Source organism: Microbacterium sp. TPD7012, from assembly GCF_003075395.1.
Classification (GTDB): domain Bacteria; phylum Actinomycetota; class Actinomycetes; order Actinomycetales; family Microbacteriaceae; genus Microbacterium.
In genome coordinates, this window is the sequence record NZ_QDFV01000003.1 from 42,492 (window position 1) to 58,883 (window position 16,392).

16 protein-coding genes and 1 other RNA gene are annotated in these 16,392 nt (G+C 68.7%); 10 read left to right on the forward strand and 7 right to left on the reverse strand.

The features are described 5' to 3' along the window. Position 1 precedes the first annotated feature (1 nt). On the reverse strand, positions 2-841 hold the full coding sequence (locus DC434_RS08265; RefSeq protein WP_116634833.1) for an aldo/keto reductase: 840 nt from the start codon (positions 839-841) through the stop codon (positions 2-4). Positions 842-902: 61 nt separating this feature from the next. Here DC434_RS08265 and DC434_RS08270 point away from each other — a divergent pair, with 61 nt between their 5' ends. The 4 genes from DC434_RS08270 (at position 903) to rnpB (ending at position 4,177) form a co-directional block, all read left to right on the forward strand. After that, on the forward strand, positions 903-1,286 hold the full coding sequence (locus tag DC434_RS08270; RefSeq protein WP_116634834.1) for a YchJ family metal-binding protein: 384 nt from the start codon (positions 903-905) through the stop codon (positions 1,284-1,286). 36 nt (positions 1,287-1,322) lie between these two features. After that, positions 1,323-2,057: a C4-type zinc ribbon domain-containing protein gene (locus DC434_RS08275; RefSeq protein WP_116634835.1), complete on the forward strand. Its 735-nt coding sequence runs from the start codon at positions 1,323-1,325 to the stop codon at positions 2,055-2,057. A gap of 22 nt (positions 2,058-2,079) precedes the next feature. Continuing rightward, entirely contained in the window at positions 2,080-3,777 is a 1,698-nt protein-coding gene (locus tag DC434_RS08280; protein WP_116634836.1) for a bifunctional 3'-5' exonuclease/DNA polymerase, read from the forward strand. A gap of 43 nt (positions 3,778-3,820) precedes the next feature. Beyond that, positions 3,821-4,177, forward strand: an RNA gene (rnpB, locus tag DC434_RS08285) — RNase P RNA component class A. 57 nt (positions 4,178-4,234) lie between these two features. Here the strand turns inward: rnpB and ppgK are convergent. Then, positions 4,235-4,981, reverse strand: a complete 747-nt coding sequence (ppgK, locus tag DC434_RS08290; protein ID WP_116634837.1) for a polyphosphate--glucose phosphotransferase — start codon at positions 4,979-4,981, stop codon at positions 4,235-4,237. Between the two features lie 68 nt (positions 4,982-5,049). On the opposite strand from ppgK, the gene DC434_RS08295 reads away from it, so the two are divergent. The 4 genes from DC434_RS08295 to DC434_RS08310 are packed head-to-tail and all read left to right on the forward strand — an operon-like array spanning position 5,050 to position 10,570. Continuing rightward, positions 5,050-5,274, forward strand: coding sequence for an SPOR domain-containing protein (locus DC434_RS08295; RefSeq protein ID WP_116634838.1), 225 nt, complete (start codon positions 5,050-5,052; stop codon positions 5,272-5,274). Between the two features lie 2 nt (positions 5,275-5,276). Further along, a complete protein-coding gene (glnA, locus tag DC434_RS08300) occupies positions 5,277-6,614 on the forward strand; it encodes a type I glutamate--ammonia ligase (RefSeq protein ID WP_116634839.1) in 1,338 nt (445 codons plus the stop codon). Between the two features lie 9 nt (positions 6,615-6,623). Further along, positions 6,624-9,599 carry a bifunctional [glutamine synthetase] adenylyltransferase/[glutamine synthetase]-adenylyl-L-tyrosine phosphorylase gene (locus DC434_RS08305; protein ID WP_116634840.1) on the forward strand — a complete coding sequence of 992 codons (2,976 nt, stop codon included), beginning with the start codon at positions 6,624-6,626 and terminating at the stop codon, positions 9,597-9,599. A 50-nt stretch (positions 9,600-9,649) separates the two neighbouring features. Beyond that, a complete protein-coding gene (locus DC434_RS08310) occupies positions 9,650-10,570 on the forward strand; it encodes a diacylglycerol kinase family protein (protein ID WP_116634841.1) in 921 nt (306 codons plus the stop codon). 7 nt (positions 10,571-10,577) lie between these two features. Here the strand turns inward: DC434_RS08310 and DC434_RS08315 are convergent, their stop codons facing one another. The 4 genes from DC434_RS08315 to glnA (DC434_RS08325) form a co-directional block, all read right to left on the reverse strand. After that, on the reverse strand, positions 10,578-11,735 hold the full coding sequence (locus tag DC434_RS08315; protein ID WP_116634842.1) for an AI-2E family transporter: 1,158 nt from the start codon (positions 11,733-11,735) through the stop codon (positions 10,578-10,580). Between the two features lie 83 nt (positions 11,736-11,818). Continuing rightward, positions 11,819-11,977 carry a hypothetical protein gene (locus tag DC434_RS20100; RefSeq protein ID WP_165808032.1) on the reverse strand — a complete coding sequence of 53 codons (159 nt, stop codon included), beginning with the start codon at positions 11,975-11,977 and terminating at the stop codon, positions 11,819-11,821. 73 nt (positions 11,978-12,050) lie between these two features. Next, complete coding sequence (locus DC434_RS08320) at positions 12,051-12,539, reverse strand: pyridoxamine 5'-phosphate oxidase family protein (RefSeq protein WP_116634843.1); 489 nt, start codon at positions 12,537-12,539, stop codon at positions 12,051-12,053. Between the two features lie 158 nt (positions 12,540-12,697). Next, positions 12,698-14,122, reverse strand: coding sequence for a type I glutamate--ammonia ligase (gene glnA / locus DC434_RS08325; RefSeq protein ID WP_116634844.1), 1,425 nt, complete (start codon positions 14,120-14,122; stop codon positions 12,698-12,700). A gap of 121 nt (positions 14,123-14,243) precedes the next feature. On the opposite strand from glnA (DC434_RS08325), the gene DC434_RS08330 reads away from it, so the two are divergent. Beyond that, a complete protein-coding gene (locus DC434_RS08330) occupies positions 14,244-14,672 on the forward strand; it encodes an RDD family protein (RefSeq protein ID WP_165808033.1) in 429 nt (142 codons plus the stop codon). A gap of 7 nt (positions 14,673-14,679) precedes the next feature. Here the strand turns inward: DC434_RS08330 and DC434_RS08335 are convergent, their stop codons facing one another. Further along, complete coding sequence (locus DC434_RS08335) at positions 14,680-15,168, reverse strand: RimK/LysX family protein (RefSeq protein ID WP_116634846.1); 489 nt, start codon at positions 15,166-15,168, stop codon at positions 14,680-14,682. A gap of 17 nt (positions 15,169-15,185) precedes the next feature. Between DC434_RS08335 and DC434_RS08340 the strand changes: the two genes are divergently transcribed. Next, on the forward strand, positions 15,186-16,373 hold the full coding sequence (locus tag DC434_RS08340; protein ID WP_116634847.1) for a RimK family alpha-L-glutamate ligase: 1,188 nt from the start codon (positions 15,186-15,188) through the stop codon (positions 16,371-16,373). Positions 16,374-16,392: the final 19 nt, after the last annotated feature.

Below are 16,392 nucleotides of genomic sequence, written 5' to 3' on the forward strand. Positions count from 1 at the left end.
CTCAGGACTCCTCGTGGGTCCGCGGGTCGGCGTCGAACAGCCGTCCGTCCGCACGGCCGAGTGCCGTGATCGCGGCGACCTCCGTGTCGTCGAGGACGATCTCGGCGGCGGCCAGGTTCGAGACCTGATGCTCGAGCGACGAGGCCTTCGGGATCGACACGGTCTCGCGTGCGACGTGCCACGCGAGCACCGCCTGCACCGGGGTGATGCCGTGCGCCGCGGCGACCTCGGCCACCACGCCCTCGTCGACGAGCTCGCGGGCCCGGCCGAGCGGGCTCCAGGCCTCGGTCAGGATGCCGTGCTCGCGGTGGTAAGCGAGCTGCTCCTCCTGCGGGAAGTACGGGTGCAGCTCGATCTGGTTCACGACGGGCCGGACCCCCGTCTCGCGCTCGATGCGCTCGAGGTGCTCCGGAAGGAAGTTCGACACGCCGATCTGTCGGACGATGCCGCGCTCCCGGGCATCCACGAGGGCAGCCCACGCCTGCACGTACTCGTCCTGGCTCGGGTTCGGCCAGTGGATGAGATGCAGGTCGGTGATGTCGAGTCCGAGGCGCGAACGGCTCTCCTCGATGCTGGCCCGCGCCTTCTCCGTCGGGTGGTGGCGTCCGGGGAGCTTCGTCGTGACGATGATCTCCTCGCGCGGCGCGTCGGATGCTGCGACGCCGAGTCCCACCGAACCCTCGTTCTCGTAGTTGAACGCGGAGTCGACCAAGCGATAGCCCGCATCGAGGGCACCGGCGATCGACGCGGCCCCCTCGTCGCCGTAGAGCGCGTAGGTGCCGAGGCCGATGGCCGGCAGGGCGAAGCCGTTGTGAGCGGTGAAGGTGGGGACGGTGGGCATCGGGGCTCCTTCGGTGCGGGGGTCACTTCAGAGTACGGCGTGACCTGCGATGCTGGCTCCCATGACCGAGCCCTCACGCTGCCCGTGCCTCTCCGGGAACACCTTCGAGTCGTGCTGCGGACCCCTGCTCCAGGGCGCGCCGGCGCCGACGGCGGAGCGCCTGATGCGATCGCGGTTCACCGCCTTCTCGCTCGCCGACGCCGGGCACCTGCTGCGCACGTGGCATCCGTCGACCCGACCCGGATCCATCGAGTTCGACCCAGAGCTGAGCTGGCGCCGCCTCGTCATCCTCGATCGTGCCGCGGGCGGTCCCTTCGATCGCGTGGGCGTCGTCGAGTTCGAGGCGCACTGGCGGCAGGGTGCCGAGCGCGGATCGCTGCACGAGCGCAGTCGCTTCGTCCGCGACGGACGCGAGTGGTACTACGTCGACGGCGACGTGGAGTGATGGGCGGATGTCGCCGCAGCGGCTAGATTTGAAAGCGTGAACGCCACCCCCGAGAACCAGCGCATCCTGCTCGACATCGCCGACCTCGACCGGCGCATCGCGCAGGCGGAGCGCGCCCGTACGCAGCCGGCCCAGGGGGCGCGGATCACAGAGCTCGTCGCCATCCGTCAGGAGCAGCTGCGCGAGCTCACCACGCTCACGGGCACCCGAGACGACGTGCGCACCGAGTTGACGCGGCTGGAGTCCGATGTCGCGGTCGTGGAGCAGCGCCGCAACCGCGACGCCGAGCGCCTTGCGGCCTCGACCAGTTCCAAGGATGCGCAGGCGCTCGAGCACGAGCTTGCGAGTCTCGCCCGGCGCCAGAGCGATCTCGAGGATGCCGAGCTCGACGTCATGGGCCGGCTCGAGGAGGCGGAGGCGGCTGTCGCCGCACAGCAGGCTCTGCTCGCCACCACGACGGAGGAGGGCACCGCGCTCACCTCGCAGGCGAAGGCCGATGTCGCTGCCGCGACCGACCGCGGCGCCGAGCTGGCGCGCGATCGTGCCGCCGTCGTCGCGAACGTGCCCGCCGACCTCCTCGCCGAGTACACGCGTCGTGCCGCGAACAGCGCGGGTGCAGCGCTCCTCACGCGCGGCACGTGCGAAGGGTGCCGCATGGTGCTTCCCAGCACCGATCTGAACGACATCCGCCGCGCGGCGGACGAACTCGTCGTCTTCTGCCCCGAGTGCGGCTGCATCCTCGTGCGCACCGAGGAATCCGGGCTCTCTTGAGCGGGGTCCCCGCGCGACGTCGATGAGCCGTTCGACGTCGCAGGGACGGCGGATCGCGCTGATCGACCTCGGCGACGGGCAGTACCTGGCGGTCGAGCTCGACGACGAGGGCGGCGAACGGAGTCGCGCACCCCTCGCCGGCACGGAGCTCCTGACCTGGGTCGCCGATCTCGAGAAGACCGCGGCGCCGCGGTGGATCATCCGCAGCGCCCGCGAGATCTACCCGATGCTGCTCGCGGGAGGCGTGCGACTCGGGCGGACGCACGACCTGCTGCTCTGCCACGCGATCCTGCGCGATACGGATGCCGTGGCTCGTCCCCTCGCTCCCTCGTCGGCGTGGGTGCGCCGTGAGCCGACGGATGCCGCTCCCGCCCTGTTCGACGTGGTCGAGCAGGGCCGCGCCGACGACCCTGTCGCCGAGGTTCTGGAGCAGTTCCGCGCGCAGCGCCGGGTGATCGAGCAGGAGCGCGATCGCCGCCTGACGCTTCTGTGCGCCGCGGAGTCGGCGGGCGGTCTGATCGCGGAGGAGATGCGGGCGGCCGGCCTTCCGTGGGACGAGGGCGTCCACGACGCGATCCTGACCGAGACGCTCGGCACCCGGCCCGTCGCGGGTGGTCTGCCCAGCAGGATGGTCGAGCTGGGCGATCGCGTGCGCGCGATCCTCAGCGACTCGACGCTGCACCTCGACAGCCAGCCGAAGCTGCTGCGTGCCCTGCACCGCGTCGGCGTGCACGTCGAGTCGACGAGCCGGTGGGAGCTCGCGAGCCAGTCGCACGCGGTCGTCGAACCGCTGCTGGAGTACAAGAAGCTCTCCCGTCTGCTCAGCGCCAACGGCTGGGCCTGGCTGGCCGAATGGGTGCATGATCGGCGATTCCGCCCCGTGTACATCCCCGGAGGCGTCGTGACCGGCCGATGGGCGTCGGCGGGCGGCGGCGCCTTGCAGCTGCCGCGCAGCCTCCGACCCGCTGTGCGCGCCGATCCCGGCTGGACCCTGGTGGTCGCCGACGTGGCGCAGCTGGAACCGCGGATGCTGGCCGCCATGGCATCCGATTCGTCTATGGCGCGCGCGGCCCAGGGGAGCGACCTGTACGAAGGCGTCGTGGCATCCGGTGCCGTCGGAACCCGGGAAGAGGCGAAATACGCGGTGCTCGGCGCGATGTACGGCGCCACGACCGGAGACAGCGGCCGCCTGGTGCCGCGGCTGCGCAAGGTCTATCCGCGGGCGATGGCCCTCGTCGACAAGGCCGCGCGCACGGGCGAGGACGGCGGCGTGGTCTCGACCTGGCTGGGGCGCTCGTCGCCGCGTCCTTCGGCGGAGTGGGAGGAGCTCCAGTCGCGGGCCACAGGGGCGGATGCCGATCCGGTCGAGGTCGCCCTGGCGCGGCGGCGAGCGCGGGACTGGGGTCGGTTCACGCGCAACTTCGTGGTGCAGGGGACCGCGGCCGAGTGGTCGCTGATCTGGCTCGCCGAGATCCGTCACCGGTTGCAGCGCGCGCCCGAGGCGGCAGTGGCCGCCACGGCATCCGGACCGTTCGCCCGGCAGCCGCACCTCGCGTTCTTCCTTCACGACGAAGTCATCCTGCATGTGCCGGAGGAACAGGCCGAAGCCGCGGCCGACGCGGTGCGGGTGGCGGCGGCGGTCGCCACCCGGCGCCTCTTCGGCGACTTCCCGATCGACGTGCCGCTCGACCTGCGCATCGCCGCGTCGGCCGAGAAGTAGCCGCCGTCGCCGGGGACGCGGCGAAGTAGACTGAAGACGCGAATGGGTCGACTGGACGGCCGCGTGGCGGGCAACCGCACCGAGGAACGTCCGGGCTCCACAGGGCAGGGCGGTGGGTAACACCCACCCGGAGTGATCCGCGAGAAAGTGCCACAGAGAGCAGACCGCCCCGCAGGGGGTAAGGGTGAAAGGGTGGTGTAAGAGACCACCGGGGGTCATGGTGACATGACCCGCCAGGTAAACCTCGCCCGGAGCAAGGTCAGACAGAGGATGTTGACGCGGCTCGCCGAGTCCTCGGGTAGACCGCTAGAGTGCCACGGCAACGTGTCGCCGAGAGAGATGGCCGTCGAAGGGGCGAAGAACCCCGGAACAGAACCCGGCGTACAGGTCGGCCCATTCGCCTCAGACGCAGAAGGCCCCGCTCGATGAGCGGGGCCTTCTGCGTGGTTCCCGCTGTTCAGTCGCCCGCGAGCGACGCCGCGCCGATGATGCCGGAGTTGTTGCGGTGGATCGCCGGGACGATCGGCGTCTTTAGCTCGAGCAGCGGCAGGAAGTCGCCGGCGTTCTTCGACACGCCGCCGCCGACCACGAACAGGTCGGGGCTGAAGAGGAACTCGATGTGCGAGTAGAACGCCTGCAGGCGCTCCGCCCAGGCCTCCCAGCTGAGATTCTCGCGCTCGCGCGCCGAGGTCGCGGCCCACTGCTCGACGGACTCGAACTCGCGGAAGTTCAGGTGGCCGAGCTCGGTGTTGGGGATGAGGATCCCGTCGTACAGGAAGGCCGAGCCGATGCCGGTGCCCAGGGTGGTCAGCAGCGTGAGGCCGCGGACGTCTCTCGCGGCGCCGTGGCGTGCCTCGGCGACACCGGCCGCGTCGGCGTCGTTCACGAACACGATGTTGCGACCGAGGCCATCGCGGAAGAACCGCTCCGCGTCGAAGTCGATCCATTCCTTCGAGACGTTCGCCGCCGACAGCGTCTTGCCGCGCTTGACGATGGCCGGGAAGGCGACGCCGAGCGGCATGGTCGAGTCGTGCACGTCGAGGGTCTTCAGCACCGACTGCACGGCGACGAGGACATCCTGCGGCGATGCGCCCTCCGGAGTGGGGACGCGCACCCGGTCGGAGGCCATGGTGCCGTGCGTGAGGTCGACGATTCCTGCTTTGATTCCCGTGCCGCCGATGTCGACGCCGATCGCTTTTGCCATGGGCGATAGCTTAGCGACCACCGCACACGCCAGTAGGATCGATGACATCACGCGAAGAAGGGGCAGCTATGTCTGACGGCGACGCAAAGTACTGGTACAACTCCGAGACCGGTCAGGTCGAGTTCGGCATGATCTCGCCCTCCGTGGACCGGGTCGGACCGTTCGACACCGAGGCGGAGGCGGCTCGTGCGCCGGAGGTGCTCAAGGAGCGTTCGCGCGCCTGGGCCGAAGAGGAAGCCGCCGAGCAGGGCTGGGACGTCAAGGGCGACGCAAAGGGCCAGGGCGCAGAGTAGTCATGGACAAGCAGAGGGACTTCGTCCTCCGGACCATCGAGGAGCGCGGCGTCAAGTTCGTGCGGCTGTGGTTCACCGACGTCATCGGCACGCTCAAGTCGGTCGCGATCGCGCCGGCCGAGGTCGAGGGCGCCTTCGCCGAGGGTATCGGTTTCGACGGCTCGGCGATCGAGGGACTCACGCGCAGCCACGAGTCCGATCTGCTCGCGCAGCCCGACCCGACGACTTTCCAGACGCTGCCCTGGCGCGGTGAGATCGATCCGACGGCGCGCATGTTCTGCGACCTGACGACACCCGACGGGCAGCCGGCGGTCGCCGACCCGCGACAGGTTCTCAAGCGCACGCTCGCGAAGGCCGCCGATGCCGGGTTCACCTTCTACACGCACCCCGAGATCGAGTTCTACCTGCTCAAGTCGTCGTCGTTCGGTCCCGAGGGTCCGGTGCCGGTGGACTCCGCCGGCTACTTCGACAACGTGCCGGGAGGCACGGCGCACGACTTCCGTCGTCGGTCGGTGCGGATGCTGGAGGATCTCGGCATCTCCGTGGAATTCAGCCATCACGAGGGCGGCCCCGGCCAGAACGAGATCGACCTCCGGTACGCCGACGCGCTGACGACGGCGGACAACATCATGACGTTCCGCACGGTCATCAAGGAGGTGGCGATCGAGCAGGGCGTCTACGCGACGTTCATGCCGAAGCCCCTCAGCGGTCACCCGGGCAGCGGCATGCACACGCACATGTCCTTGTTCGAGGGCGACCAGAACGCCTTCTACGAAGAGGGTGCGAAGTACCAGCTCTCCAAGACCGGACGCCATTTCATCGCCGGTCTCCTGCGGCACGCCAACGAGATCGCCGCGGTCACCAACCAGTTCGTGAACTCCTACAAGCGGCTCTGGGGCGGCGATGAGGCCCCGAGCTTCGTCACGTGGGGCCACGCGAACCGCTCGGCGCTCGTCCGGGTGCCGATGTACAAGCCCAACAAGGGGCAGTCCTCGCGTGTCGAGTACCGCGCCCTGGATTCCGCGGCGAACCCGTACCTGGCGTACTCCCTGCTGCTCGCCGCGGGCCTGAAGGGCATCGAGGAGGGCTACGAGCTCCCGCCCGAGGCCGAGGACAACGTGTGGGCTCTGAGCGACGCCGAACGGCGCGCGCTGGGCTACTCGGCGCTGCCGGCGAGCCTCGATCACGCTCTCGAGTTCATGGAGGCGTCCGAACTCGTCGCCGAGACGCTCGGGGAGCAGGTGTTCAACTACGTGCTGCTCAACAAGCGCAAGGAGTGGGAGGCCTACCGCGGGCAGGTCACGCCGCTGGAGCTGAAGAACAACCTCGAACTCCTCTGAGAATCGCGCATGGCCCGTCCGGACGATTCCGTCTCTCTCTCCGCTCTGGCCAGGCTCGGCTTCGCGGAGCTGAGCGAGGCCGCGGCATCCCTCTCCGAGCTGGCGACGATCCTCGACATGCCGAGATCGTCGCTGCTCGAGGGGGCGGACGCCGCCGATCCCGATGCGGCGGTCCGCGGGATGGTGCGCGTCGCGCGACGCGACGCCGTGCCGCTGAAGGCTCTGCTGAAGGAGCCGCAGTCGCGCCATCGCGTCTGGCGGGTGTTCGGCGCGTCCGAGGGCCTCGCGGACTTCTTCCTCCGGCATCCGGAGCAGCTGTCCGTGCTGGGGGAGCCGATCACCGCGCTCCCCACCCCGGAGGTCCAGCGGGAGCAGATGCTGGCCGCGGTGGGCACACGGAACGGGTTCGCCGGCTCCGGAGATGACGCCGCCGTCGTCGCGGTGCGGGTCGCGTATCGGCGGAGTCTCGCCGGCATCGCCGCCTACGATCTGACGCATCCGGAGCCGCAGACGGTCGTGGCGGCGGTGTCCGCTGCCCTCGCCGATGCGGCCGGAGCCGCCCTCGAGGCCTCCCTGGCCATCGCACGTGCTCGACTGCGCGACACCATTCCGGAGGAGCAGATCGCGGCCACCCGACTCTCGATCATCGGGATGGGCAAGGCCGGTGCCAGGGAGCTGAACTACGTCAGCGACGTGGACGTCATCTTCGTCGGCGGCACGAGCGACGAGGAGATCGTCGCCGAGGCTCGGGCGATCGACATCGCCACCCGGTTGGCGCGGGAGACGATGCGCGGCCTCGACAGCATCGAGGTGGAGCCGCCGCTGTGGGAGGTCGACGCCAACCTGCGACCCGAGGGCAAGCAGGGTGCTCTGGTGCGCTCGCTCGCCTCCCATCTCGCCTACTACGACCGCTGGGCCAAGAGCTGGGAGTTCCAGGCGCTGCTCAAGGCGCGCCCTCTCGCCGGCGACACCGAGCTGGGGGCCGAGTACATCGCCGCGGTGCAGCCGAAGATCTGGTCCAGCGCCGCCAGAGAGGACTTCGTCGAGAGCGTGCAGCGCATGCGCGAGCGCGTGACGGAGCACATCGACCCGGAAGACGCGCCCTATCAGCTGAAACTGGGCGCCGGCGGGCTGCGGGACATCGAGTTCACCGTGCAGCTTCTGCAGCTCGTCCACGGTCTCACCGATGAGTCGCTGCGCACCCGAGGCACCCTCGAGAGCCTCGATGCGCTCGTCGCCGGCGGGTACATCGGTCGAGCGGATGCCGCCACGTTCGCAGACGACTATCGCATCCTCCGGCTGATGGAGCACCGTCTCCAGCTGCGGGAGCTGAGCCGCACGCACCTGCTGCCGCGCACCCCGGCCGGACGGCGCGTGCTCGCGCGCGGCACCGGACTGGCCGACAGCGGCGAGGGCATCTGGACGCGCTGGGAGAGCGTGCGGCGCGAGGTGCGCGAGATCCACACGCGCCTGTTCTATCGGCCGCTGCTCAGCGCTGTCGCCGGCCTCCCCGAGGAGGAGCGCACCCTCTCTGCGGCTCAGGCGCACGACCGCCTCACGGCCATCGGATTCCGTGACCCCGCAGGGGCGCTGCGCCATATCGGCGCGCTGACCACCGGACTCAGCCGCAAGGTGACGATCCAGCGAGCCCTGATGCCGATCATGGTGCGCTGGTTCGCCGATGGCAGCGACCCCGACTACGCCCTCATCGCCTTCCGACGCATCAGCGAGCGCCTGGGCGACACCCCGTGGTTCCTCCGCATGCTGCGCGACTCCTCGGGAGCGGCGGAGAGCCTGACGCGCCTGCTGTCGTCGTCCCGCTACATCGGCGAGCTGATGGAGTGGATCCCCGAGTCGGTCGCCTGGCTCGACAGCGCCGAGCGCCTGCGTCCGCGCGGCGCGGCGGCGCTGGACGAGGAGGCGAGGGCGATCCAGACCCGACATGAGACGGTCACCGACGCCCTGCGGGCCGTCCGTGCGCTGCGGCGTCGCGAGCTCCTGCGCACGGCCATGGGCGGAGTCCTCGACGTGCTGACGATCGAGGAGGTCGCGACGGCGCTCACCGAGATCACCGAGGCGACGATCCAGGCCGCGCTGCGCGCTGTCATCCGGGAGGTCGTGCCGCCCGAGGACGACGCGCTGGACTTCGCGGTGATCGCCATGGGGCGCTTCGGCGGCGCGGAGCTCGGCTTCGGGTCCGACGCGGACATCCTCTACGTCTACGACGCCAACGGCGTGGACGGTCAGCGCGCGCAGACGCTCGCCACCCAGATCGTCGCGGGACTGCGCGAGCATCTCACGGATCATCGCGTGCCGCTGGACCTGGATGCCGATCTCCGCCCGGAAGGCCGTCAGGGCCCCGTCGTACGGTCCATCGAGGCATATACGGAGTACTACCGACGGTGGTCGCTCTCCTGGGAGGCGCAGGCTCTGCTCCGGGCCAGGGGGATCGCCGGAAGCTCCAAGCTCGTCGCCCGTTTCACGGCGCTCGCGGATTCGATCCGCTATCCCGAGACCGTCGATCTGCAGGGCACCCGCGAGATCAAGCGGATCAAGGCGCGCGTCGAGGGGGAGAGGCTGCCCCAGGGAGCCGACCCGCGGCGGCACCTCAAGCTCGGTCCCGGCACGCTCAGCGATGTCGAGTGGCTCGTGCAGCTGCTCCAGCTCCAGCACGCCCACGACGTCCCCGGGCTGCGGACGACCTCGACGCTCTCGGCGCTGGACGCGGCCGTCGCGGCTGACCTGGTGCCGGAATCCGACGCCGTGCTGCTGCGAGAGGCCTGGCGGCTGGCGAGCCGTCTGCGCTCCGCGATCACGCTCCTGACCGGGAAGACGAGCGATGTGCTGCCCGCCGATCGTCGCGAACTCGATGCGATCGCTCGGCTGCTGGGCTATCCCGACCGGTCGGCGACCGAGCTCGAAGAGGACTATCTCGGGGTGACGCGACGAGCGCGGAAGGCCTTCGAGCACCTCTTCTACGGGTAGCGCGATACCGCGAATTTGCAGTATCCGAAGCCGTGACTCATGCTGACGCTATGACCCACGCACGCATCGGCATCGTCTGGAATCCCTCGAAGGTCGAGCAGGAGGTTCTGCAGGATGCTGTCAGCGGCGTGTTCGACGACCGGACCGACATCCGCTGGTGGGAGACCACTCCCGAGGATCCGGGCCGGGGGATGGCCCGTGAGGCCGTGGAGGACGGCCGGGACATCGTCATCGCGGTCGGCGGAGACGGGACCGTCCGTGCGGTCGCGGAGTCCCTGGCAGACTCGGAGACCGCGATCGGGATCGTGCCGCAGGGCACCGGCAACCTGCTCGCGCGCAACCTCGAGGTGCCGCTCAACAACGTGAAGGCCGCTCTCGAGCGCGTCCGCGACGCCGAGCCGCGGCGCATCGACCTCGGCTGGGTGTCGTACGACGGCACCGAGCACGCCTTCGCTGTGATGGTCGGCTTCGGTGTCGACGCGCAGATGCTCGTCGAGACGGATGACGACCTCAAGTCGAAGGCCGGATGGCTCGCCTACGTCGAGGCGATGGGGCGTGCCCTCGCCGGCACCGAGATGACCGACATCACCCTCGCGATCGACGGCGAGAAGGCGGTCGCGGTGCGCGGCCACACCATGCTCATCGGCAACTGCGGCATGGTGCAGGGCGGCATCCGCCTGCTGCCGGACGCCGTCCTCGACGACGGCAAGCTCGACGTCCTCATGATCAGCGCCGACGGCGCGCTGCAGTGGCTCGACACCGTGCGCTCGTTCGTCTGGGACAACGGCATCCGTCGTCTGTTCGGCGCGACCGACGAGGCCGTGAGCACGGACTCGGCGCGTCACCTGCCCGTGGAGAAGATCTCCGTCGAACTGGACACACCGCTCGTCTTCGAGATCGACGGCGAGGAGATGGGCGAGGTCTCCGCATTCGACGTGCGGGTGCAGCCGGGCGCCCTGCTCGTCCGCTGAGAAGCCGTCACATCGTGACGACGGGCGGGACGGTCTTCCGGTCCTGAGCGGGGAACGTCACCTTCTGCACGATGATGATGATGCTGGCGGCGACCGGGATCGCGACGAGCGCTCCGAGGATGCCGCCGAGGGCACCACCGGCGACCGCCGCGATCACGACGAGTGCGCCGGGGACGGCCACGGCCTTGCTCATGATGCGCGGCGAGAGCACGTATGCCTCGATCTGCATGTAGACGAGGTAGTAGCCGATCGCGATCAGTGCGGTCAGCGGCGAGACGAAGAGGCAGATCAGCGAGTTGATGATCGAGGCGGTCAGCGTTCCGACCAGCGGGATCATCGAGCCGATGAAGGCGATGAGTGCGAGCAGCGCCGGCACGGGAGCGCCGATGATGCTCAGGAAGATGAGGCTCAGCACGCCGTTGATGAGGGCGAGGCTCGCCTGACCGATGACGTAGCGGCCGACGGCGCCGGAGACGTCCTCCAGCAGCTCGCTGAACGTGTCGCGCTGGTATGCCGGGACGAAGCGGGCGGCGGTGCGCTTCATGCCGCGCAGGGATGCCATGAAGTAGAGGGTGAGGATCAGGACGATCGTGATGCCGGTGAAGCCGCCGGCGATGCCGGCACCCACCGCGAAGACGCCGCCGCCGATGTCGGCGAAGTTGCCGGGATCCTGGAAGAACCCGAGGACGCCCTGGACGGCTTCCTCGATCGTCGAGCCGAACTGGCCGCTGACGTCCTTGAACCAGTCGGTGTTCATGAAGTCCTCGATCATCGTCGGACCGTTCTTGATCAGGTTGCTGATCTGCTCGACGAGGAGCGGAACGATCGCGAGGATGATGCCGGCGAACGCGAGAACGACAACGGCCACGACGATGGCGACAGCGGCGGCACGGGGGAGCTTCTGCTCGATGAAACGGACGATCGGGTCGAGGCCGAGCGCGAGGAAGACGGCCACGCCGATGTAGACGAGAACCGTGGCGAGCTGGTCGACGATCCCGCCGATCACCAGCGCGACCAGAACGCCGAGCGCGCCGAGCAGGCCGAACATGAACGGGTTCGTCCGCGCGTACGCTGCCACGCCGTTGGACGGCTGGGAGCGCTTCAGCTCCGGCGTCCCGGCGACCGGCGCAGCATCCGTCTTCGCGATCACTCTTCTACGCCGCATGATTCCCCCGGTCGGTTGTAAGACTCACCCGTCGATCATCCCTCATCCGCGCGGACAACCGGCCGGACACGCGAGGAGCCGCATCAGGCTTTCGGGGTGCGGTTGCGGATGACGCCGAAGAGGATCGTCCCGACGAAGAGGATGATCCCGATGATGGCGATCCACAGGAGACCCTCGATCGCGAATCCCACGACAGCCACGATGGCCCAGGCGACGAGCAGGATGATCAGTACGGTCCACATGCTGCGAACGTACAGCCGCGACGCGGCGTCGCGCAGGCCCTTGACGGGGAGCGCGACGCCGCGTAGCGAACAGTCACTTGCCGGAGAGCTCCACCGTCTCGTTCTCGGCGTCGTAGGGCTCACCCGTGATCTTCGACTTCACGAAGCTGAAGAGCGAGGCGATCTTCCCGCCGGGGCTGTCCCAGTACTCGGCGGATTCGGCGGAGAACTTCAGCAGTCCGACGTCGGGGTCGTCCGGGCCGTTCGTGAACCACGCTTCGACGGTCGGGCTCCACAGCTCTTTCACCTTGGCCTTGTCCTCGACGAGGGCGGCGGTGCCCGAGAGCGACACCCACGAGTCGTTCGAGCTCAGAGAGATCCCGACGCGTTCGTCCTTCGCGATGTCGGCGACGAGGGAGGCGCTGCGGGAGACGAGGAACCAGAGGTCTCCGTCGAACTCCGCCTCCTGCACGGTGAGTGGATGGGAGACCAGCCGATCGTTGGCGTTGCGCGTGGTGAACATCGCGAAGCGGAAGTCCTTGATCAGCTCGGCGACCCGCTGGGTGGGGGTGGTGTCGGTCATGGGTGTCGTCCCTTTCGCATCGGTGGAACTCCCATCCTGTTCGCCTCCTCCCGCCGGGCCGAGGGGGTTGCGGATCGTCACACCGCGCGTTAGGTCGCCGGGGTGTACGACGAGAGCCCCCGGAGCGATGCTCCGGGGGCTCTCGACGGTGATCTGGATCAGACGCCGAAGTACAGCTCGTACTCGAACGGGTGCGGGCGCTGGGCCATCGGCAGGATCTCGTTCTCGTACTTGTACGAGATCCAGGTCTCGATGAGCTCCTTGGTGAACACGCCGCCCTCGAGGAGGAACTGGTGGTCCTCCGCCAGTGCGTCGAGCGAGTCCAGCAGGGAGTTCGGGACCTGCGGGATGCCCTTGGCCTCCTCGGGGGGAAGCTCGTAGAGGTCCTTGTCGACCGGCTCGTGCGGCTCGATGCGGTTCTTGATGCCGTCGAGGCCCGCCATCAGCTGTGCGGCGAACGCGAGGTACGGGTTGCCGGAGGCGTCGGGTGCGCGGAATTCGATGCGCTTGGCCTTCGGGTTCGAGCCCGTGATCGGGATGCGGATCGCAGCGGAGCGGTTGCCGGCCGAGTAGACCAGGTTGACCGGAGCCTCGAAGCCCTTGACCAGACGGTGGTAGCTGTTCAGGGTCGGGTTCGTGAAGGCGAGGAGCGCCGGCGCGTGGGCCAGGATGCCGCCGATGTACCAGCGCGCGATGTCGCTGAGCTGTCCGTAGCCGGCCTCGTCGTAGAACAGCGGCTTGCCGCCATCCCACAGCGACTGGTGCGTGTGCATGCCGGAGCCGTTGTCGCCGTAGAGCGGCTTGGGCATGAAGGTCGCGACCTTGCCCCACTCGTCAGCCGTGTTCTTGACGATGTACTTGAACTTCAGGATGTCGTCCGCCGCGTGGACCATCGTGTCGAAGCGGTAGTTGATCTCCTGCTGGCCCGCGGTGCCGACCTCGTGGTGCGAGCGCTCCAGGATGAAGCCCGCCTCGATCAGCTTGAGCGTGATGTCGTCGCGCAGGTCTGCCGTCTTGTCGACGGGGGAGACGGGGAAGTAGCCGCCCTTGTACGGGGTCTTGTTGGCGAGGTTCCCGCCCTCTTCCTCGCGGCCGGTGTTCCACGCGGCCTCCTCGGAGTCGACCTTGTAGAAGCTCTCACCGGCGGTGACCGAGTAACGGACGTCGTCGAAGATGTAGAACTCGGCCTCGGGGGCGAAGTAGGCCGTGTCGGCGATGCCGGTGGACGCGAGGTACTTCTCGGCCTTCTTGGCGACCTGACGCGGGTCCTTCGAGTAGATCTCACCGGTGCGCGGGTTGTAGATGTCGAAGATCATCACGAGGGTGCTCGCCTCGCGGAAGGGGTCGATGTACGCCGTCGTGACATCGGGGATGAGCTGCATGTCGGACTCGTGGATGCTCGCGAAACCGCGGATCGAGGAGCCGTCGAAGAGCTGGCCCTCCGTGAAGAACGCCTCGTCGACCGTCGCCGCAGGAATGTTGAAGTGCTGCTGCACACCCGGGAGATCGGTGAAACGGATGTCAAGGAACTTGACGTCGTTCTCCTTGATGTAGCTCAGAACCTCGGACGAATCTTTGAACATGTACGACTCCTGGATTGCGGATCGATGGCTTCACGGCCATTGTGCACAGTACGGCTGGGGCGTTTCCCCAGGGTGTCCGTATTGTTTCGGGCATGTTACAGGGGTCGCCTAGGCTGGAGCAGTGACGGATGCTGTGAACACGTACCCCGGTGAACGACTCGGACTGCCGACCTCGGGCCCGGGAAGCGTGGCCAGAGTCGGTCGCCGCATCGGTGCTCTCGCCATCGACTACGCCGCGGCGACGATCATCGCGACGGCCTTCCTCGGGTTCGACCAGTTCGCGCTGCCCACCGAGGCTGGGCTGTCCCAGTTCGCGCCGATGATGGTGTTCGCGCTCCTGCAGATCCTCTTCATCCCGACCGCCGGCGGCAGCCCGGGCCACCGGATCCTCGGCATGCGCGTCGTGCGCCTGGACGGCGCCTGGGTCGGCCTGTGGCGACCGATCGTGCGCACCCTGCTGCTGATCGTGGTCGTGCCGGCCGTGATCTGGGACGCGGATCAGCGCGGCCTGCACGACAAGGCGATAGGGACGGTCCTGATCCGCGCCTGAGTGCGCGTCAGATCCGGCCGCGGTTGCGGCGTCGTGCCTCTCGCGGCGCCCGGCCACCGAGGAACGAGCGCGCGGGGTCCACGATGTACCCGCGGCGCAGGGCCTCGCGCCCGATCAGCATGCGGAAGCCCATCTCGTCGCGATTGCTGAGCGTGACCTCCGCGAGAACCTCCCGATCGACGAGACGCACGAGGAGCTTCACGACCAGGCGCTCCTGCGCGTGTCCGGAAGAGCTTCGCACCGCGCGCCGGTCGTGGACGGGCGTCTCGACGACGACGGCATCCTCCTGGCTGTCCTGCCAGGGCTTGACGCGGAATCGGACCCAGTCCTCGCCCTCGCGCTCGAACTCGTCGACGTCGAACGCGTGCAGCGAGGAGGTGCGGGCGCCGGTGTCGATCTTGGCTTTGAGCCAGTCGACTCCCAGATCCGGAAGGCTCACCCACTCGCGCCACCCCGTAAGGGTGTTTGAATGGGTAGACCTACTCACCTGATACATCCTGGCAGGAAATCCCCGTGAAGATCGCAGTGCTCTCCCGTGCGCCGCAGGCGTACTCCACCCAGCGACTGCGTGCGGCCGCGCTTCAGCGCGGTCACAACGTCAAGGTGCTCAACACGCTGCGCTTCGCGATCGACCTGACGGCAGATGAACCCGACCTGCACTACCGGGGACGTCAGCTCAGCGACTACGACGCGATCCTGCCCCGCATCGGCAACTCGATCACCTACTTCGGCACGGCTGTCGTGCGGCAGTTCGAGCAGATGGACGTCTACACGCCGAACACGGCCAACGGCATCTCGAGTGCGCGGGACAAGCTGCGCGCCAACCAGATCCTCTCCCGTCACAACATCGCGATGCCGCCGACGGCCTTCGTCCGCAACCGCGCCGACGTGCGCCCTGCCATCGAGCGCGTCGGCGGTGCGCCGGTCGTGATCAAGCTGCTCGAGGGCACGCAGGGGATCGGCGTCATCCTCGCACCGCAGGTGAAGGTCGCCGAGGCGATCATCGAGACGCTGCACTCCACGAAGCAGAACGTGCTCATCCAGAAGTTCATCTCCGAGAGCCGCGGCCGCGACATCCGCGCGCTCGTCGTCGGCGACCGGGTCGTCGCGGCCATGCGGCGCTCCGCGGCCGGCGATGAGTTCCGCTCGAACGTGCACCGCGGCGGATCGGTCGCGGCGATCGAACTCGACCCGGTGTACGAGCGCGCGGCGGTGCGATCGGCACAGATCATGGGTCTGCGCGTCGCGGGTGTCGACATGCTCGAAGGGGAGGACGGGCCTCTCGTGATGGAGGTCAACTCCTCGCCGGGCCTGCAGGGCATCGAGAGCGCCACCAAGCTCGACGTCGCGGGAGCGATCATCGACTACATCGCCGGCCAGGTCGCGTTCCCTGAGATCGATGTGCGGCAGCGGCTGACCGTCTCCACGGGCTACGGCGTGGCCGAGCTGATGGTCCACGGCGCTGTCGACCTCGTGGGGAAGACCCTCGGCGAGGCGGGCCTCTGGGAGCGCGACATCACCGTTCTCACGCTGCACCGTGGCGTCAGCGTGATCCCGAACCCGCGCAAGCACGTCGTCCTCGAGGCCGAGGACCGGCTCTTCTGCTTCGGCAAGCTGGACGAGATGCGCTCCATGGTCCCGGAGCGGCGTCGTCGCCGCGCCAAGGTGCGCCGCCTGCCCCGCCAGCCGCTCTCGGAGTGAACGAAAGCGCGGCCGCTCC

Bases quoted from the DNA above. Each gene is read 5' to 3' on its own strand.
- DC434_RS08265 (WP_116634833.1), bottom strand. From the start codon at position 841: ATGCCCACCGTCCCCACCTTCACCGCTCACAACGGCTTCGCCCTGCCG.
- DC434_RS08270 (WP_116634834.1), top strand. From the start codon at position 903: ATGACCGAGCCCTCACGCTGCCCGTGCCTCTCCGGGAACACCTTCGAG.
- DC434_RS08280 (WP_116634836.1), top strand. From the start codon at position 2,080: ATGAGCCGTTCGACGTCGCAGGGACGGCGGATCGCGCTGATCGACCTC.
- ppgK (WP_116634837.1), bottom strand. From the start codon at position 4,981: ATGGCAAAAGCGATCGGCGTCGACATCGGCGGCACGGGAATCAAAGCA.
- DC434_RS08295 (WP_116634838.1), top strand. From the start codon at position 5,050: ATGTCTGACGGCGACGCAAAGTACTGGTACAACTCCGAGACCGGTCAG.
- glnA (WP_116634839.1), top strand. From the start codon at position 5,277: ATGGACAAGCAGAGGGACTTCGTCCTCCGGACCATCGAGGAGCGCGGC.
- DC434_RS08305 (WP_116634840.1), top strand. From the start codon at position 6,624: ATGGCCCGTCCGGACGATTCCGTCTCTCTCTCCGCTCTGGCCAGGCTC.
- DC434_RS08310 (WP_116634841.1), top strand. From the start codon at position 9,650: ATGACCCACGCACGCATCGGCATCGTCTGGAATCCCTCGAAGGTCGAG.
- DC434_RS08315 (WP_116634842.1), bottom strand. From the start codon at position 11,735: ATGCGGCGTAGAAGAGTGATCGCGAAGACGGATGCTGCGCCGGTCGCC.
- DC434_RS20100 (WP_165808032.1), bottom strand. From the start codon at position 11,977: ATGTGGACCGTACTGATCATCCTGCTCGTCGCCTGGGCCATCGTGGCT.
- DC434_RS08320 (WP_116634843.1), bottom strand. From the start codon at position 12,539: ATGACCGACACCACCCCCACCCAGCGGGTCGCCGAGCTGATCAAGGAC.
- glnA (WP_116634844.1), bottom strand. From the start codon at position 14,122: ATGTTCAAAGATTCGTCCGAGGTTCTGAGCTACATCAAGGAGAACGAC.
- DC434_RS08335 (WP_116634846.1), bottom strand. From the start codon at position 15,168: ATGTATCAGGTGAGTAGGTCTACCCATTCAAACACCCTTACGGGGTGG.